Genomic DNA, 20,686 nt, shown 5'->3' with positions numbered 1-20,686 from the left:
AGACCCAACTCTGCGCGGCGGGGTACCGTGGAAGGCATGAACTTTCAAAAGAATGGGCTTTCCACGGTGCTTTCAGCAATGGGCGTATTGCATTTTGTGAAGCCGAAGACTTTCGAATCCATTGTCCCGCCGCAACTGCCAGGTCCTGCGCGGTTCTATAACTTTGCTTCGGGCCTGTGGGAGATTGCCACCGGTGCCTTGCTTCGCCGCCGCGCCACCCGCGGCTTCGGCGGTGCCTCCGCACTCGCGCTCTTTGCAGCGGTGTGGCCGGCCAATATGTACCACGCCTGGATCGAGCGCAAGGCAGGGTGGCCAAAGAAGCTCTACCACATCATCCGCCAGCCGCTGCAGGTGTTGTTGATGATGTATGCCTGGAATATCGCCAAGCATGAGGCCTAAAGCCGCCTTGGCTGCATGCTAGCCAGCTAGGTCAAGCACAAAACCGGCCTCCTCCCTTACTCCGCGGGGTTTAGCGGGAAGGGGAGGAGGCCGGTTTCGTGTTAAATGCCGAAGCTAAAACTAGCCGGCGACGGGGCCGCCGCAGTTAGGCCAAGCGCCAGCACCCTGGGTGGCCAGGACGTTTTCGGCCACGGCAATCTGCTGCTCGCGGGTTGCCTGGTCAGCGGTCGGGGCGTACTGAGTGCCGCCATTGGCAGCCCAGGTCTGCGGGTTGAACTGCAGGCCGCCCTGGTAGCCGTTTCCGGTATTGATGTGCCAGTCACCGCCGGACTCGCAAGCAGCTACCTGATCCCAAGCGCTAGCCGGTGCGGCGGTAGCAGCAGGCGCGGCCAAGCCAGCAAGGCCGAGTGCCGCGGCGGATACGGTCAACATGGTCTTCTTAGAACGCATTGAGAGGAAACTCCTTCTCTTTGTGTCTGTTTAGCTTGCGGAATCTCCTGCAAGCTCATGGTGAACCAACCTACGCACGCTAGAGGAGCCGAAGCAATGCATAGGGCCGTAGAGGTTGCTGCCATTTCGCTGGCCCGTTGTCAGGGGATAGACAGGTGGGGGCTGGCCGGGGCGGCAGTGGCCTAGTGCATGCCGTGGGACTCCGCCGCGATGCCAATGAGCCACGTAACCCATTCCTGATCCGGGGATTCTCCTTGCGCTGCACCTGTGGCGGCGGCGGACCACTTGCGGCCGTCGTGTTCGGCAAGGCCATCGATAAAGGCCAGCGCGGAAGCAGAATCGTGGGGCAGTTCTTGCTCTCCGGAAGTATAGGCCGACTCTGGCTGCGGAATGTTGCCGTAGCGGGCTAGTGCATCCTGGAGGGCGTCGATGCGGCGATGATGAACAGCTAGGCGATGATCCACCTTGTCCTCGTGCTCGGGGCCAACGTAGGCGCGGGCGAAATCTAGACCGAATACCTGCTCATACTCCCAGCTCAGGAGATCAGCAGCGCTTTTTTGCTCTGGTTGGGAAAGCTCGGGGATATCCGGGGCATCGCCAGGCAGCCAGGCATTGAGCGCGATGGCCTGCTCGGTAACTAGGACGCGCGATTCAACGGTGACTTCATCGGCCGCCTCTGTCGTCGCAGAAGCGGCATTTTCCATAATTTCGCCAGAGTCTGCGGCGTGATTGGCTTCGGTAGGGCGCTCTACCTCGCAGGAGCGTGGGGGATTGCCAGCATCATCCGTGCCGCATAGCCGTGTAATTTCGGCATACAGGGCGTCCGCCTGGGAGCTGCGCAGCCCTGCGGCATGGTCGTCGACGCCGCTGAGGGACAAGGCGTCGGTGGCGGCGGCGTCGGCAAGCGCCAGCAGCCTGCTTTCTGGCCGCGGGCCAAAGTAGTCGACGACGGAATCAACCGCTTGGCACCCAGCCAAGGTGGGCAGGGTGGCGGTTGTGGCTACGAGGGCTAAAGCTAAACGTCGGCGGTTCACGCAAAAGACTGTACCCCGTAGCACGTAGGCTAGTGCACATGGCTTTCCCAGATGCACAACAATTGACCGATCTCCTGCAACCCAAACTGGCTGAGCGGGGATTGGACGTAGAAGACATTAAAACCACCAAGGCGGGAAAGAAATCCCAGGTCATTATCCGTATTGATGGTGATAAGCGCCCTAGCTCCGATGTGTTGGAGGAAGTATCCAACGAGATTTCTGCCTTCTTTGATGACAAGGAAGCGCAGGGAGAGCTGAACTTCGGTGCGGGCTATACCTTGGAGGTCTCCACCCCCGGTGTGGACCTGCCGCTCACCGCCCCGCGCCACTGGCGTCGCAATCGGGGACGCAAGGTCTCCTTCGACCTTGGCGATGGCAAGACTCAATCGGCGCGCATTGGCGCGCTTAACGACGCCGCCGATGCCGTAATCCTCATCACGGCAAGCAAAAAGGACGTGCAGGCGCGCGCCGAACGATTGGAAAACATTGCCCGGGCAGTGGTAGAAATTGAGTTTGCACAGCCGTCCGAACAGGAGTTAGAGGCAGTGCGCAAGACGTTTGAAGAAGCCGAGAATTAACCGGCAACCGAGAGGAATGACAAGTGAATATTGATCTACAGGCACTTCGTACCATCGAGTCCGAGCGCAACGTCCCCGTAAAGGACTTGCTGGAAGCGATTGCGGGTGCCTTGTTGTATTCCTACCTGGATTACCGCGAGTCTAATGCTGGCGGCAAGGTAGAAGGCGCCAAGTCCCGCGTCGATATCGACGCCACCACCGGTGCGGTCAGCGTCATTGTCTCGGAGCGCGACCCAGAAACTGGGGAAGTAACCACCGAATACGATGACACCCCGGAAAACTTTGGACGCGTGGGCGCACAGGCCGTGCGCGAGGCCATCCTGCGCAAGCTGCGCGAGGCCGAGGCAGAGCGTACCTATGATTCCTACTCGGAGCTCACCGGCCGCGTTGTCAGCGGCATCGTCCAGCGCGATGCGCGCGCTAATGCCCGCGGAATCGTCGTGGTCCAGCTGGGCTCTGAGCTGGAGTCCCAGGACGGCATCTTGCTGCCGGCCGAGCAGATTCCGGGTGAAAAGCTCGAGCACGGTGACCGCATTAAGGCCTATGTCGTAGGCGTTAATCGCAATGGCGCCCAGGTACAGATCAATCTCTCTCGCACTCATCCGGAGCTGGTGCGTGGCCTTTTTGAGCTTGAAGTTCCAGAAGTTGCCGATGGCAGCGTAGAAATGATTGCCATTGCCCGCGAGGCAGGCCACCGTTCCAAGGTGGCCGTTGTGGGCCATGCCAAGGGCCTGAACGCAAAGGGAGCCTGCATTGGCCCGCGCGGTCAGCGCGTCAACAACATCATGCGCCAGCTCGGCGGTGAAAAGATTGACATCATCGACTTCAGCGAGGATCCCACGGTCTACGTAGGCAATGCCTTGGCCCCCTCGAAGGTGGTCAAGGTTACCGTTGTGGACAACGAGGCGCAGATCGCACGCGTGGTGGTGCCGGATTACCAGCTGTCCCTGGCTATTGGTAAAGAGGGCCAGAATGCCCGTCTTGCTGCCCGTTTGACCGGTTGGAAGATCGATATTCACTCGGACGCTGACGCTAATTAAGGATCTGCGCTTTTGTAGCGTAGGCTAGTAAACGGCCCAGTTGCAGATTGGGGCATATTGGCGACGCGAAAAGTAAGGAGATGAATGTCTGAGAGGCAAAGACTCCGGACCTGCATCGCTACTCGCCGCCGCCTGCCAGATACGGACTTGCTACGGGTGGTCATCGACCACGATGATCCGCACGGCCGCCGTCTGGTAGCAGATCCACACCGCCGGCTTCCCGGCCGCGGGGCGTGGATTAGCCCCACACTTTCTGCACTCGAGCTGGCGGAGCGCAAACGCGCCTTCAAGCGCGCGCTTCGCACGTCCGCACCCGTGGACACAGGTCAGGTACGGCAGTACTTGGAAGCGCATAGCGGACAGGTACCTAGCGCGGACAATGCCGCGTTAGATTCGTACGAACCAGAGTTACAAAGGAAGACCGAACACTGATGAGCGCACAACGATGAAGCATCAGCGATGAAAGTCCTACACACCTAACTAGGGGTCAGGCCAGTTTCCGCGGCCTTGACTCCTAGCCGATACCAAGAGGAGACAAGTGCCCGGAAAGCTACGTGTTCACGAGCTCGCAAAGCAGCTCGGAGTAACCAGCAAGGAACTGCTCGCCACCCTGAAGGAACAGGGTGAGTTTGTAAAGACTGCTTCTTCCACCATCGAACCGCCGGTGGTTAAGAAGATGCGAGCACATTATGAAGCACAGTCCGGCGGCGATGACGCCGCCGAGAAAAAGCAAGACAATAAGCCTGCCAAGGGTGCCGCTAAGAGCACCGCAAAGGCGAGCGCCCCTAAGCCGGGCGCGAAGTCTGCTGCCCCGAAGCCGGGCGCAGAGGCGCCAAAGCCAGGCGCGAAGGCCGCCGCCCCGAAGCCAGGCCAGGGCGCACCGAAGCCAGGTCAGGGTGCTGCTAAGCCCGGCGCAAAGCCAGCTGCCCCGAAGCCGGGCGCACAGGCCCCGAAGCCTGGTGCTAAGGCTGCCGCACCGAAGCCCGGCCAGGGCGCACCGAAGCCAGGTCAGGCTGGCGGCAAGAAGTCGGGCGAGCGTCCGACCCCAGGCAATTCCATGCCTCGTCCTATGCCGAAGCCAGGCGGCTCCCGTCGTGTAGCTAATAACCCGTTCTCCACGGGTGGCGGCGACAACCGTCCGGGCCCTCGCCCAGGCGGCTCCAAGGGCCAGCGTGGCGGCAATAAGCCCGGCGATAACCGCGGCAAGCGCGGTGGCCAGAACGAGGGCGGAAATAACCGTCAGGGCGGCAATAACCAGGGTGGCGGCGGTCGCCGTCCATCCCCGGCCATGATGCCGTCCCACCCGAACCCTGCGTCGATGCCGTCTAAGGCACCGAGCGGCGGTGGACGCGGCGGCCGCGGTCGCGGCGGTCACGGCGGACCGGGTCACGGTGGCCCAGGTGGCGGTCGTCCAGGCGGTTTCCGCGGAGGCGGACGCGGCGGACGTCGCGGTGGCACCGCAGGTGCATTCGGCCGCCCAGGTGGCGCTCCACGCAAGGGCAAGAAGTCCAAGCGTCAGAAGCGCCATGAGTACGAGGAGCAGCAGAAGCACGTCGTAGGCGGCGTGCGCTTGCCAGACGGCAAGGGCCAGACCGTCCGCCTGCGTCGCGGTGCATCCCTGTCTGACTTCGCCGAGAAGATCGGCGCGGATCCAGCAGCACTGGTACAGGCACTGTTCAACCTCGGTGAAATGGTGACGGCAACCGCTTCCGTATCGGAAGATACGCTGCAGCTGCTCGGCTCCGAGATCAATTACAACGTCGAGGTCGTCTCCCCTGAGGACGAGGACCGCGAGCTGCTCGAGTCCTTCGACCTGCAGTTCGGTGAGGACGAAGGCGGCGAGGAAGCGCTGGAGAATCGTCCTCCAGTCGTCTCCGTCATGGGTCACGTTGACCACGGTAAGACCCGCCTGTTGGACGCCATCCGTAAGACCAACGAGGGCGCCCACGAGGAAGGCGGCATCACCCAGGGCATTGGTGCCTACCAGACCACGGTGGACGTGGACGGCGAGCGCACCATTACCTTCCTGGATACCCCGGGTCACGAGGCCTTTACCGCCATGCGTGCTCGTGGTGCTAAGTCCACCGACTTGGCCATCCTCGTGGTTGCCGCCGATGACGGCGTCATGCCGCAGACTGTGGAGGCCATCAACCACGCCAAGGCTGCCGATATTCCGGTCGTCGTGGCCGTGAACAAGGTGGATAAGCCGGAGGCTCAGCCGGATAAGATCCGTGGCCAGCTCACCGAGTACGGCCTGGTTCCGGAAGAGTACGGCGGCGACACCATGTTCGTGGATATCTCCGCGAAGCAGGGCCAGAACATTGACCAGTTGCTTGAGTCGGTCATCCTGACCGCGGATGCCGCCTTGGAGCTGACCGCTAACCCAGACATGGACGCACAGGGCGTGGCCATTGAGTCGCACCTGGATCGCGGCCGTGGTCCGGTGGCAACGGTCATCGTTCAGCGCGGTACCTTGCACGTGGGTGACTCCATCGTCGTCGGTGACGCGCACGGTCGTGTCCGCCGCATGCTCGATGAGTTCGGCGAAGATGTCGAAGAGGCTGGTCCATCCCGTCCGGTGCAGGTCCAGGGTCTGTCCGGTGTGCCGGGTGCAGGCGATAACCTGCTCGTGGTGGAAGATGACCGCGTTGCCCGCCAGATTGCTAACCAGCGTGATGCTCGCAAGCGCTCTGCCCTACAGGCCAAGCAGCGCAAGCGCGTCTCCCTTGAGGATCTGGACAAGGTATTGCAGGAGACTTCGACCCTCAACCTCATCCTCAAGGGCGACAACGCCGGTTCCGTCGAGGCACTGGAAGATGCCCTGCTGGATATCAAGACCGAGGACGAAGTCGAGCTCAACATCATCGACCGTGGTGTGGGCGCTGTGACCGAGACCAACGTCTCTCTCGCAGCGGCTTCCGACGCCGTCATCATTGCCTTCAACACCCGTGCAGAAGGCAAGGCGACGGAGATGGCCACCCAAGAGGGCGTGGATATTCGTTACTACACGATCATCTACAAGGCCATCGAAGAGGTCGAGGCTGCGCTCAAGGGCATGCTCAAGCCGATTTACGAGGAACGCGACACCGGTGCGGCCGAAATCCGCGCCCTGTTCAAGTCCTCCGCGGTGGGTACCATCGCCGGCTGCATGGTTACCGAGGGCAAGGTTGTCCGCAACGGCAAGGTTCGCCTGCTGCGCGATAACAACGTCATCACTGCCGACGCCAAGATTGAGTCTCTGCGTCACGAAAAGGACGATGCAACCGAGATCAAGGCCGGCTACGAGTGCGGTATGGTGCTCTCTTACCCGGATATCCAGGTAGGCGACATCATTCAGGCCTACGAAGAGGTCGAGGTTCCGCGTACCTAGTCCGCAAGCGGCGTAAATAAAATCGCCAGGTGTTTCCCCGATTGGGGAAGCCCTGGCGATTTTATTTGCAGCTTCTGCTGAACTTTAGTATTTAAACTATCTAGACAGGTTTACGACAAGTTGGGTTTGCTAATGCGTGCCTTGTTTAGCAGAGAAGTTGAGGAATGCAAGAAATTTTTCGGCCTTGATTTGGGGCTGACCAAGCAGGTCGAATACCCAGTCCTCAAGTGGGAGCATTTCCTTGTTGCCATCGTTGAACCGAAGGCCGATACTATTTTCCGTAGCCTCGCCGTGGGCCAAGTCCGACCACGTTCCAGTGCGTTTCGAAAGTAGCCATTGGCCCAAAACGTAGGTGATTCCTATTCTTCCTTCTTCGGCTTTTGTGCTGGAAGTGAGCAACCTGTGCAGAACCACTTCACTAATCTGTTCTTGATCGTTTAGCCACTCTTGCGTGAGTTTAGCCCTTTCGAGGCAGCTTGCTGCTTTGTTCGGAGCATCGGCGTGAAACTCATTTAAAGGCTGGGGCGTGACGCTCGCTGTTTCTGGCTTAGATTGGTTTTGGTCTTGCAAATCCTAGGTCCTTAGATGCCATACTCCGTTTCCCCAGTTGCTTTCGTAATTGCAACTTGCTCTTCTCGCCCAATTAGCTGTCGCTGGGTCTTTACGTAACTCCTTCAGCGATCTTTCACACTGATCTTTTGTGTCATAAAGGAAGTTTCCGATGTCGGCGGTGGCAATATTTGAGGAAAGAAGGAGGGAAAATGCTGATACAATCGCGATGATTAGGGTCCTCATTCTGCTGCGTGTATCTAGCATTCTTGAATACCGTCCATTCGCTTTGTCGGAGACCATTCAAAGTTCCTCCGCGAATGTGCTTTTACCAACAGGCATTGTGTGTCGAAATCAAATGCAACGATTACTTTGACGTTCATATCAAAATCGCAATCGTTATAGACTTGAATTGCGCCCTTTTCCTTCTCAGAATGAATGCAAGCAGGAACAGGATCTCCCGGGCTTCTTTCCCCTGTGGAATATGGTTGCAGGCTTGGGGCGCCGTCAGAATCTACATTGAGAATGACGAATTGAGGGGGATCGTTAAGCGTTTCATTTGTGGCAGAGGCTGGAGGGACTGCAAAGCCGCCGAGGATACAAGCGGCGGTAGTGATCGATGGGCTATTTTATAAGGTTTCACGTTTCTCCATTCAGGCTCGTGGTGGGGTGAAACACTTTTGACCATAGTTTCGGAAACGTTTTAATTCAAGGGGTCCATAAGATATATATATGGTTTTATTGCATGTTCGAGATCCTCAGAATTGCCTTCATGTGCAGTTAATTTTCTGCCACAGGACATGCATGCGGAGTAATGTAAGATGGACACAATTTTATAGATCTTGGTAGAGATTTATAGATCTTGGTAGAGATCGATAGTTCGACGGAGAGGGAGTTGCACCATGGTTGACCACGCGCGTGCTGCACGAATGGCCAAGCGTATTAAGGAAATCGTGGCGAGTGCCATAGAACGCGAGATCAAGGATCGCCGCCTCGAGTTGGTGACCATCACAGATACTCGAGTGACGGGCGACCTGCACGATGCCACCGTTTTTTATACCGTGCGCGGAAAAGACATTGACTCCGAGCCAGACTTCGCACAAGCAGAAGAAGCCCTCAAGCGCGCTAAAGGTCAGCTGCGCAAGATTGTGGGCGATCAACTCTCGGTGCGGTTTACCCCGACGCTAACCTTCGAGGTCGATACCGTTCCGGAGGCCTCTGCTCATATGGAAGAACTTCTGGCCCGTGCTCGCGCCCGCGATGAAGAACTGGGAAAGCTGAAGGAAAACGCCCAGCCGGCAGGGGATGCGAACCCGTATAAGACCTCCGATGAAGACGAGGCTTAAGTGACCAAGAAGCAATATGAGCCGGCAGTTGCCGCTTTGCACGATGCTCACAGCATCTGCATTGTGACGCACCTGCGGCCGGATGCCGATGCCATCGGCTCTGCTGCGGCGTTGCTGCTCGCGCTGCGCCAACGGGGCAAAGACGTGTGTGCCGTTGTGGGCCAGGAGCGGGAAATTTCCCGTAACCTTTACACCATTCCTGCCGCCGACGACGTCACCACTAGCCTTAAGCTGCCGGAAAGCTATGACCTCTACGTCACCGTTGATTGTGGTTCTTTGGACCGAACGGGGTTCTTTGCGGATCGGATTGATCAGCTAGCCAAGCAGGGCCGGGTTCTGTGCATTGACCATCATTCTTCTAACCCAGGGTTTGGTGCCATCAATGTGGTGGACACTGAATGTGAATCCACCACCGTGGTGTTGCTGAGAATCCTGGATTCACTGGAGATTCAGATTGACCGGCATATTGCGCACTGCTTATATGCCGGCTTGATGACCGATACTGGCAGTTTCCGCTGGGGTAGGCCGGCTATGCACGATATTGCCACCCGCCTCATGCACTACGATCTCGATACCAAGCAGATCGCAGCTGACCTTTTAGATTCCACCACTCCGGACGATCTTCAGATGATCGGTAGGGTATTGGCCGGTTTGCGCCTCGAAGAAGCAGGGGAGCACACCCTAGGCATTCTCGTCGCGCGGCTGGAAGATATCCAGGGACACTCCGATTCGGCTGTCGAATCACTAGTGGAGTTCGTTCGCGCGCTTGAAGGAACCACCGTCGGCGTAGTGTTTAAGGAACAAGCTCCGGAGGTGTGGGCGGTTTCTTTGCGTTCTTCTCGCATTGATTGTTCTTCGGTAGCGCTTACCTTCGGCGGCGGCGGGCATGTACCGGCCGCAGGTTATACCGCCCACGGGGCTCCGGAAAAGATTATTAGGGAATTGGTGGCCGCTATCCAATGAGAAATAGGCAGACGGATGGAATGAACGCTCAGGATCGCTCCACCGCCGGCACGGTAACCGCACGCGAGGTCTTTGGCCTCGCGTTTCCCGCGCTTGGCGTACTTGCGGCCATGCCGCTCTACCTTTTGCTAGATACCGCGGTTGTCGGTCGTCTTGGTGCCCAAGAGCTTGCCTCGCTGGCTGCAGCCACCACAATTCACTCTGTGGTGACGACGCAGTTGACTTTCCTGTCCTACGGCACGACCGCTCGCTCTGCTCGGCTCTTTGGCTCCGGCAAGCGCGAAGCTGCGGTTGCTGAAGGCGTGCAAGCCACCTATGTGGCTCTAGGAGTAGGCGGGTTGCTCGCGGTAATCATGTGGATTTTCGGCGGCGTATTCGCCCGTGCTCTAACTGGTGATCCCACCACAGCCGCCGGGACGGCCTTGTGGCTGCGCATCGCAGCTCTGGCTATTCCCGTTACTTTGGTGGAGATGGCCGGAAACGGCTGGATGCGCGGTGTCCAAGATACGAAGAAGCCGCTGTACTTTACTTTGTCTGGCATGATTCCTGGCGCTATCGCGGTGCCCATCTTCGTCCATTTCTGGGGGCTGGCAGGCTCGGCCATTGCCACGGTATTAGGCATGAGCATTATTGCTGCGTTATTCGTCCGCGAATTGCACAAGGAACATACCGGCTCCTGGCAATTTCAATGGCATGTGGTACGCGAACAGCTCATCTTAGGCCGCGATCTTATTTTGCGTTCAGCCAGCTTCCAGGTTGCCTTTCTTACGGCCACGGCTGTGGTTTCCCGCGTTGGTACCGCTTCTTTGGCCGGTCACCAGATCATGATGCAGCTGTGGAACTTCATGTCCCTCATCTTGGATTCGTTGGCCATTGCCGCGCAAACATTGACTGGTGCTGCACTAGGTGCTGGCTCTGCGCGGCACGCACGCAGTGTGGGCAGCAAGGTGGCGTTGTACTCTACGATTTTCTCTGGCCTCTTGGCTGCCGTATTTGCTGCTGGTGCAGGGATTATTCCGCGCATCTTCACCTCCTCTCCGGAAGTGCTCGATGCCATCTCCCAACCGTGGTGGATCCTGGTAGCCATGGTTATCGGCGGTGGCGTGGTCTTCGCCTTCGATGGTGTCTTGCTGGGCGCGGGCGATGCTGCCTTCTTGCGCACGCTGACCATTTCTTCGGTTCTGGTGGGATTTTTGCCGGGAGTTATCTTGGCACACTTCATGGGCACAGGCTTAACCGGCGTGTGGTGTGGCCTCGCCGCCTTCATTGCTTTCCGCATGGTGGGCGTGGTCTACCGGTTCCGATCGATGAAATGGGCCGTAGTGCAGGAGAGTTAGCTGCGCTAAAGTGGGCGTGTTGATACTCTCGCGCGGTGCTCGGCCCCGTGCAGCGCGCAGATCCTAGGAAGGCGGGTGAGAAACCTATGCCAACAGTGTGGGCGGTTTCTGACCTGCATGGAGCGGTCAAAACCAATAGCGAGCGCATTGAACAGCTCACCCCGCCCGATCCCGCAGATTGGCTCATCGTGGCCGGGGACGTTGCAGAACGCACCGATCTCATTATTCGTATTTTGCGCCAGCTCAATGATCGCTATGCCAAGGTCATCTGGGTGCCGGGTAACCATGAGCTATTCTCCCGCTCCCAGGACCGGTATCAAGGCCGAGAAAAGTATGCGCACCTGGTGGAAAGGTGCAGGGAGATTGGAGTTATTACTCCCGAAGACCCGTATCCGGTATTTCACGGGACCACCATCGTTCCGCTATTTACTTTGTATGATTACAGTTTCCGTCCGCATGGCCTAAGCGTGGGCGAAGCCATTGACGCGGCGCGCGCAAAACAACTGATGATGACCGATGAGTTTGCCATTGCCCCCTTCGTAGACGTGCGGGCGTGGTGTTGGGACAGGTTGGCCTATTCCATCAAGCGCCTTTCCCGAGTACATGGTCCTACCGTGTTGGTTAACCATTGGCCGTTGGTCCAAGAGCCGACAATGTTATTGCGCTTTCCTGAAATCGCCTTGTGGTGCGGAACCAGGCATACGCGGTCGTGGCCGCGGCGCTATAACGCGCAGTCCGTCATCTATGGACACCTGCATATGCCGTCTCGCATGAATGTAGACGGCGTTGATCACATCGAGACGTCATTGGGGTATCCGCGTGAATGGCAGGGGCGTGAGAGCGCCCAGGCGTGGCCCTATCCGGTACTGCGTTCCTTTGTAGAGGAGGGGACATGATGATGTATCCAGAGCTATTTCCAGAAAGTGCGCGCTATTGCTACGTGCGCACGGACTCGAGCTATACGGATTTGGCCAATTTTGAAGAACTCGCGGCCGAAGAAAAGTCTCTGGTTTCCCAGGCAGTTGATGTACGCAAGGCCGAGTTCGGAGATGCTCGGTGGTGTGCGCACCGAGCCTTGCAGGAATTGGGGGCCAGCCCGGCGACGCCCATTTTGCGCGGCGAGCGCGGCATGCCGCTGTGGCCAGAAGGTTTTGTCGGCTCGATGACGCATACCGAGGGGATGCGGGCTGCGGTGGTTGCCCCTACCTCAGCCTTAAAATCCGTAGGCCTGGATGCAGAACCCGCCGAACCGTTGCCGGATCATGTGCTCACCATGATCGCCCGAGCGGGGGAGATGCCGCAGCTTTTGCGGCTGCGTGAGGCAGGGATTACCTGCCCGGACCGATTGCTTTTTTGTGCCAAGGAGGCCACATATAAGTCGTGGTTTCCCATGACCTTTCGCTGGTTGGACTTTGACCAGGCAGAAATCGACCTGCGCGAGGATGGCACGCTTATTTCCTATATTTTAGCTAGGCCCACACCGGTGCCTTTTATCACCGGGCGTTGGGTAATTCGAGACGGCTACGTTATCGTCTCCACCTCGGTTCCAGCCTTAGACTTTAGCCACTAAAGGGTAGAGGGCCGTGCCACAAACACGGTGGCCAGGCGCTTGCCTTTTTCTTTAATGAGCGCCACCGCTTGGCCATTAGGGGCCACAGCAGCGTGGACGCCCTTGAGTCCGCGGGGCTCTAGCCACTTGCCCATGGCGAGGGCGGCTGCCTCCTCCTCTGTGACGGAAAGGACGGGGAAGCAGCGAGCCAAGGCCTCATCCAAGCTGAGGGAAAGGCGCGGGGAATCGGCCAGGGCGTCGAGCGAGAGGGCGTCGGCAAGCGCAAAAGGCCCCACCTTAGTGCGGCGCAAGGCGGTCAGGTGCCCGCCCACCTTCAGGGCCTCGCCCAGATCGCGGGCTAGGGAGCGAATATAGGTACCGGAAGAACAATCCACCGTGACGTCTAGATCGATGTAGTCGCCCTCGCGGCGCTCTGCCAGAACGTCAAACTTATCTACCGTTACTGGGCGGGCGGGAATGTCTACCTCCTGGCCCTCCCGCACCAGCTCATGGGCGCGGCGGCCGTTAATTTTAATAGCGGAAACGGCCGCGGGCTTCTGCATGATGTCGCCGGTGAGCTTGGCAATCTCTGCCTCGATTGCGGCGCGGTCAATGGCTGCAGCGCTAGCGCCCCAAGAGTATTCTCCCTCGGCGTCATCGGTTGTGGTGGCGGCGCCCAGGCGAATGGTGGCGTCATAGGACTTAGTGGAGGCAACCATGTGGGCCAAGAATTTGGTGCCACGCTCCATGCCAAGGACAAGCACGCCGGTGGCCATGGGGTCGAGGGTGCCGGCGTGGCCTACCTTCTTTGTGTGAAAGCACCTGCGTAGGCGGCCGACAACATCGTGGGAGGTCATGCCGGCGGGTTTGTCTACGATGACGAGTCCGGAGTTTGCGAGCGCATCAGTCATAGCCTCTAAGTCTATGCTCTACGATGGTCTGCGTGGATATTTGGTACGGAATCGATGACATCCCCGCGGAAATGGGCCCAACGTCAGTAACCATCGGCGTCTTTGACGGCCTGCACCGGGGCCATCAGCAGCTCATCGCCGCCTGCGTGGAGCATGCACGCGCTCATGGTGAGCGCCCTGTCATGGTGACCTTTGACCCGCACCCGGTGTCGGTATTCCTCCCAGAGCGTGCGCCCTTGGCGGTGCTGAGTTTTGAACGCCGACTGGAATTGGCCGAAGAGATGGGCATTGCAACCGTGCTCGTTATTGACTTCACCCGCGACCTTGCTGGGGTGGAGCCGCGACCCTACGTAGAGGATTTATTGGTAGGAAAGCTCGCTGCACAGCACATCGTGGTAGGCGAGAACTTCACCTTTGGCGCCGGCGCGACCGGAACCGCCCAGGCTATGCAGGACTTTGGTGCCGAGTATGGCTTTAGTGTGGACATCGTCCCACTGCTGGATGATGAGGGCGTGCGCATTTGTTCCACCCACATCCGTGAGTGCCTTGCGCAGGGGGACATCGAATCCGCTAACTGGGCTCTCGGCCGCCATTTCACTGTGACCGGGCCCGTAGTGCGCGGCGCAGGACGTGGTGGCAAGGAGCTCGGATTCCCCACGGCCAATCAGTATTTCCCGGATACAGTGGCTATTCCGGCCGATGGTGTGTACGCGGGCTGGTTCATCGTCCACTCTGACTCCGATATCGAGGGGGATATGCGGCCTGGCGTGGCCTATGCGGCCGCGATTTCCGTAGGTACCAACCCCACCTTCGGCGATGAGGAGCGCTCTATCGAGTCCTTTGTGCTCGACCGCGACGCTGACCTGTATGGCTACGAGGCTACGGTGCACTTTGTGGGCCACCTCCGCGATATGGTGAAGTTTAATTCCGTAGACGAGCTGCTTGAGGCCATGGCCAATGACGTAGCCAAGGCCCGCCAGGTGCTCGCTGCCGACGCGAAGGCGCAGGGCTGGACCGCGAAAGACTACTTCCTGCGGGAGAAATAAATGAAGGCGATTCTCGATCTTGATACCGGCATTGATGATGCCCTAGCGCTGGCGTATGCCATCGCCCATCCGGACCTGGACCTCATCGGCGTGACCTGTACGTACGGCAACGTGACCGTGCCCTTGGCCGTGCGCAACACCCTGGCTCTTCTAGAGCTGCTGGGCCAAGACGATATTCCAGTGTTTGCCGGGCCTAGCCCGGATGGGTTTCGGCCAAGTGAGATTTCTTCCTTTATTCACGGCCACAACGGCGTGGGGGAGGTCCTGCTTCCGCCGGCAACTACCCAGGCGCAGTCCCAACCAGCGGCCGATTTCCTCATCGAGGCTCTGCACGAGCACGGCGATGATCTAGTAATCATTCCGACCGGCCCGTCCACCACGATTGCTGCCGCCATGCAGCAGGACCCCTCCTTTGCCACAGCCGCACACCTAGTGATGATGGGTGGGGCTCTTACCGTTCCTGGCAACGTCACGCCGTGGTCTGAGGCCAATATCTCCCAGGATCCGGAAGCTACCGATTACCTCTTCCGCCACACGAGCGATACCACCATGGTGGGCTTGGATGTCACCTTGCGCACCCTATTGACCACGGCGGAGTCCGCTCGTTGGCGCGCTACCGGCACCCACGCCGGCCGCATTTTTGCGGACATGGTGGACTATTACATCCGCGCTTACGCCACCACATCGCCGCACTTGGGCGGGTGCGGCTTGCACGATCCATTGGCCGCTGCGGTGGCAGCAGATGCCACGCTTGTCGACGTCCTTTCGATAAACCTCAAGACTGACACCACCGGCCCTACCCGTGGACGGACAATCGCGGATGAAAAGCGATTGGATGCGCCGCCCACCGCACGGGTGGCTGTGGGTGTGGATAGTGAGCGTTTTGTGCGAGAGTTTGTCGAACGCCTTGAGACGCTCTTCAGCCAGCTCTAAAAGCACAGCCTAGAAGCCATGTGGTTTTGATTTTTTCTGCCTGGGCGCTGTAAGGTGTTTGTTTGGCTTAGCGACTGCGGTTCACAGCAGTTGCGGCACGCACAAGCAATGCGCATCGCGCTGGCTTATGCGTCACGATAATGTGGACTGAAATAAAGGAGAAATACTCATGGCATTGACCACTGAGAAGAAGGCCGAAATCCTCAAGGAGTACGGCCTGCACGAAACCGATACCGGTTCCCCTGAGGCACAGGTTGCCCTGCTGACCTCCCGCATCAATACTCTGACCGAGCACCTGAAGTTCCACAAGCACGATCACCACTCCCGTCGTGGTCTGCTGCTGATGGTTGGTCGCCGTCGTGGCCTGCTGAAGTACCTGGCTGAGAACAACGTTGATCGCTACCGTGATCTGATCTCTCGCCTGGGTCTGCGCCGTTAATTCCGGCCCAGCTTCGGCCACCTCGCCCCGCCCTTTGGCGGGGCTTTTGTGGTTTTTCTGTTAGAATTTGACACCGTTGTCATAGACAAAATCGACCAGGCGGCATCGACGATCGCCCAAACCACTCAAGGAGACATTTTTTAATGAGCGTTCAGAACTCCGTCGAGTTCAATATTGACGAGGACTTTGGCATTACCGAGGCCATTGCCACGCTAGACAATGGTGACTTTGGCACCCGCACCCTGCGCTTTGAAACCGGCCAGTTGGCCCGCCAGGCAGACGGCTCCGTGACCACCTACTTGGACGATGACACCATGTTGCTGGCCACGACCACTGCGTCCAACCAGCCGCGCGAGGGATTCGATTTCTTCCCCCTGACCGTGGACGTAGAAGAGCGCATGTACGCCGCCGGCAAGATTCCGGGCTCCTTCTTCCGCCGTGAGGGCCGCCCTTCTTCTGAGGCCATCCTGGCATGCCGCCTCATCGACCGCCCGCTGCGCCCAACCTTTGTCAAGGGTCTGCGCAACGAGGTTCAGGTCGTTGTCACCGTGATGTCCCAGGATCCGGAAGAGTATTACGACGTCGTTGCCATCAACGGCGCCTCCGCCGCCACCCAGCTGTCCGGCCTGCCCGTCTCCGGTGCAGTCGGCGGTGTCCGCATGGCACTGATTGCTGACGATAAGCACCCGGAAGGCCAGTGGGTAGCGTTCCCGAATCACGAGCAGCACGAGCGCGCTCTCTTTGAGATGGTCGTTGCCGGTCGCATCGTCAAAAAGGGCCGCAAGGACGACGTAGCCATCATGATGGTTGAGGCCGGTGCCGGCACCAACGTTGCCGAGCGCATTGCCGACGGCGCTCCTGCACCGCAGGAAGCAGCCGTCGCTGAAGGCTTGGAGGCAGCAAAGCCATTCATTAAGACCTTGTGCGAGGCCCAGAACGGTCTGGCGGATCGTGCCGCCAAGGAAACCCAGGAGTTCCCACTCTTCCCGGCATACGGCGATGATGTCTTCGCGGCAGTGGAAAAGGCTGCTACCAAGAAGCTAGAAAAGCTGCTGACCATTCCGGGCAAGCAGGAACGCGACGACGCCACCAATGAATACATGGAGCAGGTCGAAGAAAAGCTCTTGGACCAGTTCGAAGACTTGGAAGAGGCCGATGCGTCTAAGCAGATCCGCGGCGCTTATAACGCTTTGATGAAGCAGATCGTGCGCCAGAAGATCCTCTCCGAGGGCTTCCGTATCGATGGCCGCGGCGTTACCGATATCCGTGACCTCTCCGTCGAGGTGGACCTGGTTCCGCGTGCTCACGGTTCCTCCCTGTTCGAGCGCGGTGAGACCCAGATTCTGGGTGTTACCACCCTGGACATGCTCAAGATGGAGCAGCAGATTGATTCCCTGACCCCGGTGGAATCCAAGCGCTACATGCACCACTACAACTTCCCGCCATTCTCTACCGGCGAGACCGGCCGCGTGGGCTCTCCGAAGCGCCGCGAGATCGGCCACGGTGCTTTGGCCGAGCGTGCTCTGCTTCCGGTCATCCCATCCCGTGAGGACTTCCCATACGCCATCCGCCAGGTCTCTGAGGCCTTGGGCTCCAATGGCTCTACCTCGATGGGCTCTGTGTGTGCCTCCACCTTGTCCCTCTACAATGCCGGCGTTCCGCTGAAGGCTCCGGTAGCTGGCATCGCTATGGGCTTGGTCTCTGGCGAAGTAAACGGCAAGGAGAAGTTCGTCGCCCTGACCGATATTCTCGGCGCCGAGGATGCCTTTGGCGATATGGACTTCAAGGTCGCCGGTACCTCTGAGTACATCACCGCCCTGCAGCTGGACACCAAGTTGGATGGCATCCCGTCCAAGGTCCTGGCCCAAGCACTGGAGCAGGCTCGCGATGCCCGCTCTACCATCCTGGAAACCATGGCTGAGGTCATCGATACCCCGGACGAGATGTCTGGCCTTGCTCCGAAGATCACTTCCGTGAAGATCCCGGTTAATAAGATCGGTGAGCTTATCGGACCAAAGGGCAAGACCATCAACCAGATCACCGAGGAAACCGGCGCCGATGTCTCCATCGAGGATGACGGAACCGTCTACGTTTCCGCTGCTACCGGTGAGGCTGCGGATGCTGCCATCGATAAGGTCAACTCCATTGCTAACCCGCAGCTGCCGAAGGTAGGAGAGCGCTTCCTGGGTACCGTGGTAAAGACCGTTCCGTTCGGCGCATTCGTTTCCTTGACGCCTGGTCGCGATGGCTTGATCCACATTTCCAACCTGGGTGGCGACGAGCGCATCGAGAAGGTAGAAGACGTCATCAACGTTGGCGATAAGGTTCAGGTAGAAATCGCGGATATCGATAACCGCGGCAAGATTTCCCTGGTTCCGGTGGAGGACTAATCCCTAAGCCCAAAGAAGGCTCTGCCTTCCAGCCCACTCGCTGGAAGGCAGAGCCTTTCTTCGTAGATGTGCACCATCTAGAGGCGCCGCTAAACCGGCTCTTCCGGTTTTGGGGTGCGTAGCGGGGTGAAGTAGAACACGACGGGTTCAGCGGGTCACCACAACATATAGGGGTCCCTGGTGTGAAGATGAAAGTTCCTACACAACCATCTAAACCCACCAGGGATCCGTACTGTGAAGCCTACTGGAGACCTCGTCGCCGACACTATCTGCCGTACCGCGGAAATCGGACTTGCCATCACCGGTGCCGCTGATGCCGGACCGCTGACCATCATTGAGGCTAAACCAGTAGCCGTTACCGGCGTGTGCCCGGACTGCGGACAGCCAGGAATGCTGCGCGACCACATCACCCGTCGACTCGTTGATCTTCCTGTTGTTGGATTTCCTACTAGGCTGCACGTAAAAGTCCCTAGATTCCGGTGCACAACCACCTCATGTAAGAGAAAGATCTTCCAAGAATCTTTAACCTGCGCGGATGACGGCGCCAAGCTCACCCACCGGGTCACCCGCTGGATCTTGCAACGCCTTGCTATTGACCGGATGAGTGTGTCAGCTACCGCCAAAGCACTCGGTGTGGGCTGGGACCTGGTCAATAAAGTCGCACTGGACGCCTGCCGCCAGCTTGTCTACGGCGACCCCTGCCACCTAGACGGGGTTCGCGTCCTCGGAGTCGATGAACATGTATGGAAACACACCAGAAAACCAGGCCAGGCATCAAACCTGGTGACCATACTCTTTGACCTCACCCCGCTGGTGGACGGGCGTGGGCCTGCTCGTTTGTTAGACATGCGACCGGGCAGGTCCGCAGATGTGCTCAGCGGATGGCTTAAAGAGCGCAACCCCAGCTTCCGGGAGCAGATACAGGTGGTGACAATGGATGGGGTCACCGGTTATGCCACCGCAGTCGAGGAGCAACTACCACAGGCGGACAAAGTCATGGACTCTTTCCATGTGGTGGATCTGGCAGCCGACAAGCTCACCAGTTGCCGACAAAGACTCCAACGCGAGACCACTGGGCGCCGCGGACGCAAAGATGACCCACTGTATAAGCACCGGTGCACCCTGTTGACCAGGACGAACTATCTCACCGAGCGGCAAAAGCAACGCTTAGAAATGCTGTGGGCCACCGATGACGACTACGTGGCCCTAGAAGTAACGTGGTTGCTCTACCAAGACATGATCGCAGCGTACGCGCATCCGAAGAAATCGGAAGGCAAAAAGCTCATGGAACGCATCATCCACACCCTGCGTAAAGGATTACCAAAAGGCTTAGAAGAGCTCGCCCAACTGGGATGCACCCTGTGGCGTCGACGCAAAGATGTGCTTGCCTACTTTGATATCGGTGCCTCAAACGGCCCCGTCGAGGCAATCAACGGCAGACTCGAACACCTACGTGGCATCGCCCTAGGATTCAAAAACCTCAACCACTACATCTTGCGGTGCCTGATCCACTCCGGACAACTACTGGACAAAATCAATGCACTCTAAAACCGGAAGGGCCACTAAACCTTAGTTCTGGAAGTCAATGACCACGCGGGACGGGTCTTTCAGATACGTCACGGAATAGGCGGTCTTCTTCTCTAGACCGATAATGAGCTGGGTTTGCGCCTCAAAGGTGGTGGTGTAGTTGACTTCGCTAACCACCCCGGCACCAGGGGTAGTGCCTGGCTGCATGTACTTTGCTTTCAGCTCTGGGGTAGCAGGCCACGGCGTTCCCTCAATGCCGAGGTTGAGGAAAGTATTTCCTTGGACCTCAACCGGCTTTCCGGATGCCTGGTGGGCAGGGCTATCGGTATAGGTCGTAAACCAGCCCGGTTCGCCTTCTCCCTCCAGGTCGATGACGACGCGGGTGAAGCCATCGTGTGCTCCCACTCGCACGCCCGTGGGAATGAGGTTTCCGAGCCCCTCCGGCATGTGCTGTTGGTCCTCGAGCGAGGGCGTGCCCATACCGGCGAATGCCAGTGGGGCTGAGTCTTGGGGGAGCTTCTGCTTTTCTGCATCCGCTGCCGAGGTACTGCGCGGGGCAGAAGAAGTAGCAGGGGTAGCGGAGGAGGTCTGAACTTCAGCGGTGTCGGTAGCTGACTGAACCTCACTGAAAGTCAGCGCGCCTGCCTTCGTAGTGTCTTTATCGGAACAAGCGGCAAGTGCTATTGCGCATCCTGCGCTGATGGTCACGGCGAGAGGGCGAGAGAAAACTGAGGGAGACATATTCATCACTTCCTTGGTGCTTACCGTGTCGTTACACCCATTCTACTGGGGCAGATGGGACGGACTGTAGGAAGTGATGCAATT

The 20,686-nt window shown here is 58.6% G+C and carries 20 protein-coding genes; 15 read left to right on the top strand and 5 right to left on the bottom strand.

Annotated elements, in window-relative coordinates; all coding sequences use genetic code 11:
• Window positions 1-36 precede the first annotated feature (36 nt).
• Window positions 37-399 (top strand): DoxX family protein, encoded by a 363-nt coding sequence (locus tag CORTU0001_RS07640; protein ID WP_034668463.1) that lies wholly within the window; start codon window positions 37-39, stop codon window positions 397-399.
• A 120-nt stretch (window positions 400-519) separates the two neighbouring features.
• On the opposite strand, the gene CORTU0001_RS07635 is transcribed toward CORTU0001_RS07640, so the two are convergent.
• Entirely contained in the window at window positions 520-849 is a 330-nt protein-coding gene (locus tag CORTU0001_RS07635; protein ID WP_005325184.1) for a transglycosylase family protein, read from the bottom strand.
• A gap of 182 nt (window positions 850-1,031) precedes the next feature.
• Window positions 1,032-1,883 carry a DUF4439 domain-containing protein gene (locus CORTU0001_RS07630; protein WP_005328687.1) on the bottom strand — a complete coding sequence of 284 codons (852 nt, stop codon included), beginning with the start codon at window positions 1,881-1,883 and terminating at the stop codon, window positions 1,032-1,034.
• 38 nt (window positions 1,884-1,921) lie between these two features.
• Between CORTU0001_RS07630 and rimP the strand changes: the two genes are divergently transcribed.
• The 4 genes from rimP to infB all read left to right on the top strand — a co-directional run bounded on the left by rimP (window position 1,922) and on the right by infB (window position 6,871).
• A complete protein-coding gene (gene rimP / locus CORTU0001_RS07625; protein WP_005325182.1) occupies window positions 1,922-2,461 on the top strand; it encodes a ribosome maturation factor RimP in 540 nt (179 codons plus the stop codon).
• Window positions 2,462-2,484: 23 nt separating this feature from the next.
• Window positions 2,485-3,501, top strand: a complete 1,017-nt coding sequence (nusA, locus tag CORTU0001_RS07620) for a transcription termination factor NusA (RefSeq protein ID WP_005328685.1) — start codon at window positions 2,485-2,487, stop codon at window positions 3,499-3,501.
• 84 nt (window positions 3,502-3,585) lie between these two features.
• The gene (locus CORTU0001_RS11510; RefSeq protein ID WP_005328683.1) at window positions 3,586-3,933 is read left to right on the top strand and encodes a YlxR family protein; all 348 of its coding nucleotides are present in this window, start codon (window positions 3,586-3,588) and stop codon (window positions 3,931-3,933) included.
• A 106-nt stretch (window positions 3,934-4,039) separates the two neighbouring features.
• Entirely contained in the window at window positions 4,040-6,871 is a 2,832-nt protein-coding gene (gene infB / locus CORTU0001_RS07610; RefSeq protein WP_005328682.1) for a translation initiation factor IF-2, read from the top strand.
• A 129-nt stretch (window positions 6,872-7,000) separates the two neighbouring features.
• On the opposite strand, the gene CORTU0001_RS07605 is transcribed toward infB, so the two are convergent.
• Entirely contained in the window at window positions 7,001-7,441 is a 441-nt protein-coding gene (locus CORTU0001_RS07605; RefSeq protein ID WP_034668461.1) for a hypothetical protein, read from the bottom strand.
• Window positions 7,442-8,322: 881 nt separating this feature from the next.
• Here CORTU0001_RS07605 and rbfA point away from each other — a divergent pair.
• The 5 genes from rbfA (at window position 8,323) to CORTU0001_RS07575 (ending at window position 12,636) form a co-directional block, all read left to right on the top strand.
• Complete coding sequence (rbfA, locus tag CORTU0001_RS07595; RefSeq protein ID WP_005328680.1) at window positions 8,323-8,766, top strand: 30S ribosome-binding factor RbfA; 444 nt, start codon at window positions 8,323-8,325, stop codon at window positions 8,764-8,766.
• Entirely contained in the window at window positions 8,767-9,729 is a 963-nt protein-coding gene (locus CORTU0001_RS07590; protein WP_005328679.1) for a DHH family phosphoesterase, read from the top strand. It begins immediately after the preceding gene.
• A 20-nt stretch (window positions 9,730-9,749) separates the two neighbouring features.
• Window positions 9,750-11,066, top strand: coding sequence for an MATE family efflux transporter (locus CORTU0001_RS07585; protein WP_005328678.1), 1,317 nt, complete (start codon window positions 9,750-9,752; stop codon window positions 11,064-11,066).
• 86 nt (window positions 11,067-11,152) lie between these two features.
• Window positions 11,153-11,962, top strand: a complete 810-nt coding sequence (locus tag CORTU0001_RS07580; protein ID WP_005328677.1) for a metallophosphoesterase family protein — start codon at window positions 11,153-11,155, stop codon at window positions 11,960-11,962.
• Window positions 11,962-12,636: a 4'-phosphopantetheinyl transferase family protein gene (locus tag CORTU0001_RS07575; RefSeq protein WP_034668458.1), complete on the top strand. Its 675-nt coding sequence runs from the start codon at window positions 11,962-11,964 to the stop codon at window positions 12,634-12,636. The genes CORTU0001_RS07580 and CORTU0001_RS07575 overlap by 1 nt, the downstream gene beginning before the upstream one ends.
• Here CORTU0001_RS07575 and truB read toward each other — a convergent pair.
• On the bottom strand, window positions 12,633-13,526 hold the full coding sequence (gene truB / locus CORTU0001_RS07570) for a tRNA pseudouridine(55) synthase TruB (RefSeq protein ID WP_005328674.1): 894 nt from the start codon (window positions 13,524-13,526) through the stop codon (window positions 12,633-12,635). The two genes, CORTU0001_RS07575 and truB, sit on opposite strands and share 4 nt — an antisense overlap.
• A gap of 23 nt (window positions 13,527-13,549) precedes the next feature.
• On the opposite strand from truB, the gene CORTU0001_RS07565 reads away from it, so the two are divergent.
• From CORTU0001_RS07565 to CORTU0001_RS07545, 5 genes are all read left to right on the top strand, one after another.
• The gene (locus tag CORTU0001_RS07565; RefSeq protein ID WP_005328670.1) at window positions 13,550-14,572 is read left to right on the top strand and encodes a bifunctional riboflavin kinase/FAD synthetase; all 1,023 of its coding nucleotides are present in this window, start codon (window positions 13,550-13,552) and stop codon (window positions 14,570-14,572) included.
• A complete protein-coding gene (locus CORTU0001_RS07560) occupies window positions 14,573-15,505 on the top strand; it encodes a nucleoside hydrolase (protein ID WP_005328669.1) in 933 nt (310 codons plus the stop codon).
• A 169-nt stretch (window positions 15,506-15,674) separates the two neighbouring features.
• The gene (gene rpsO, locus CORTU0001_RS07555; RefSeq protein WP_005278802.1) at window positions 15,675-15,944 is read left to right on the top strand and encodes a 30S ribosomal protein S15; all 270 of its coding nucleotides are present in this window, start codon (window positions 15,675-15,677) and stop codon (window positions 15,942-15,944) included.
• Window positions 15,945-16,087: 143 nt separating this feature from the next.
• Complete coding sequence (locus tag CORTU0001_RS07550) at window positions 16,088-18,334, top strand: polyribonucleotide nucleotidyltransferase (RefSeq protein ID WP_005328668.1); 2,247 nt, start codon at window positions 16,088-16,090, stop codon at window positions 18,332-18,334.
• Window positions 18,335-18,568: 234 nt separating this feature from the next.
• Entirely contained in the window at window positions 18,569-19,882 is a 1,314-nt protein-coding gene (locus tag CORTU0001_RS07545; RefSeq protein ID WP_005328666.1) for an ISL3 family transposase, read from the top strand.
• A gap of 21 nt (window positions 19,883-19,903) precedes the next feature.
• Here CORTU0001_RS07545 and CORTU0001_RS07540 read toward each other — a convergent pair whose 3' ends face one another.
• The gene (locus tag CORTU0001_RS07540) at window positions 19,904-20,602 is read right to left on the bottom strand and encodes an AMIN-like domain-containing (lipo)protein (protein ID WP_034668528.1); all 699 of its coding nucleotides are present in this window, start codon (window positions 20,600-20,602) and stop codon (window positions 19,904-19,906) included.
• Window positions 20,603-20,686: the final 84 nt, after the last annotated feature.

This window comes from Corynebacterium tuberculostearicum SK141 (genome assembly GCF_000175635.1).
GTDB lineage: Bacteria > Actinomycetota > Actinomycetes > Mycobacteriales > Mycobacteriaceae > Corynebacterium > Corynebacterium tuberculostearicum_C.
This window is presented reverse-complemented; position numbering and strand designations above follow the sequence as displayed.

What these genes read in the sequence shown, in the direction of transcription:
- CORTU0001_RS07640 (WP_034668463.1), top strand. Translation starts at nt 37, where the DNA reads ATGAACTTTCAAAAGAATGGGCTTTCCACGGTGCTTTCAGCAATGGGC.
- CORTU0001_RS07635 (WP_005325184.1), bottom strand. Translation starts at nt 849, where the DNA reads ATGCGTTCTAAGAAGACCATGTTGACCGTATCCGCCGCGGCACTCGGC.
- rimP (WP_005325182.1), top strand. Translation starts at nt 1,922, where the DNA reads ATGGCTTTCCCAGATGCACAACAATTGACCGATCTCCTGCAACCCAAA.
- CORTU0001_RS11510 (WP_005328683.1), top strand. Translation starts at nt 3,586, where the DNA reads ATGTCTGAGAGGCAAAGACTCCGGACCTGCATCGCTACTCGCCGCCGC.
- rbfA (WP_005328680.1), top strand. Translation starts at nt 8,323, where the DNA reads ATGGTTGACCACGCGCGTGCTGCACGAATGGCCAAGCGTATTAAGGAA.
- CORTU0001_RS07585 (WP_005328678.1), top strand. Translation starts at nt 9,750, where the DNA reads ATGAACGCTCAGGATCGCTCCACCGCCGGCACGGTAACCGCACGCGAG.
- CORTU0001_RS07580 (WP_005328677.1), top strand. Translation starts at nt 11,153, where the DNA reads ATGCCAACAGTGTGGGCGGTTTCTGACCTGCATGGAGCGGTCAAAACC.
- CORTU0001_RS07575 (WP_034668458.1), top strand. Translation starts at nt 11,962, where the DNA reads ATGATGTATCCAGAGCTATTTCCAGAAAGTGCGCGCTATTGCTACGTG.
- truB (WP_005328674.1), bottom strand. Translation starts at nt 13,526, where the DNA reads ATGACTGATGCGCTCGCAAACTCCGGACTCGTCATCGTAGACAAACCC.
- CORTU0001_RS07565 (WP_005328670.1), top strand. Translation starts at nt 13,550, where the DNA reads ATGGTCTGCGTGGATATTTGGTACGGAATCGATGACATCCCCGCGGAA.
- CORTU0001_RS07560 (WP_005328669.1), top strand. Translation starts at nt 14,573, where the DNA reads ATGAAGGCGATTCTCGATCTTGATACCGGCATTGATGATGCCCTAGCG.
- rpsO (WP_005278802.1), top strand. Translation starts at nt 15,675, where the DNA reads ATGGCATTGACCACTGAGAAGAAGGCCGAAATCCTCAAGGAGTACGGC.
- CORTU0001_RS07550 (WP_005328668.1), top strand. Translation starts at nt 16,088, where the DNA reads ATGAGCGTTCAGAACTCCGTCGAGTTCAATATTGACGAGGACTTTGGC.
- CORTU0001_RS07540 (WP_034668528.1), bottom strand. Translation starts at nt 20,602, where the DNA reads ATGTCTCCCTCAGTTTTCTCTCGCCCTCTCGCCGTGACCATCAGCGCA.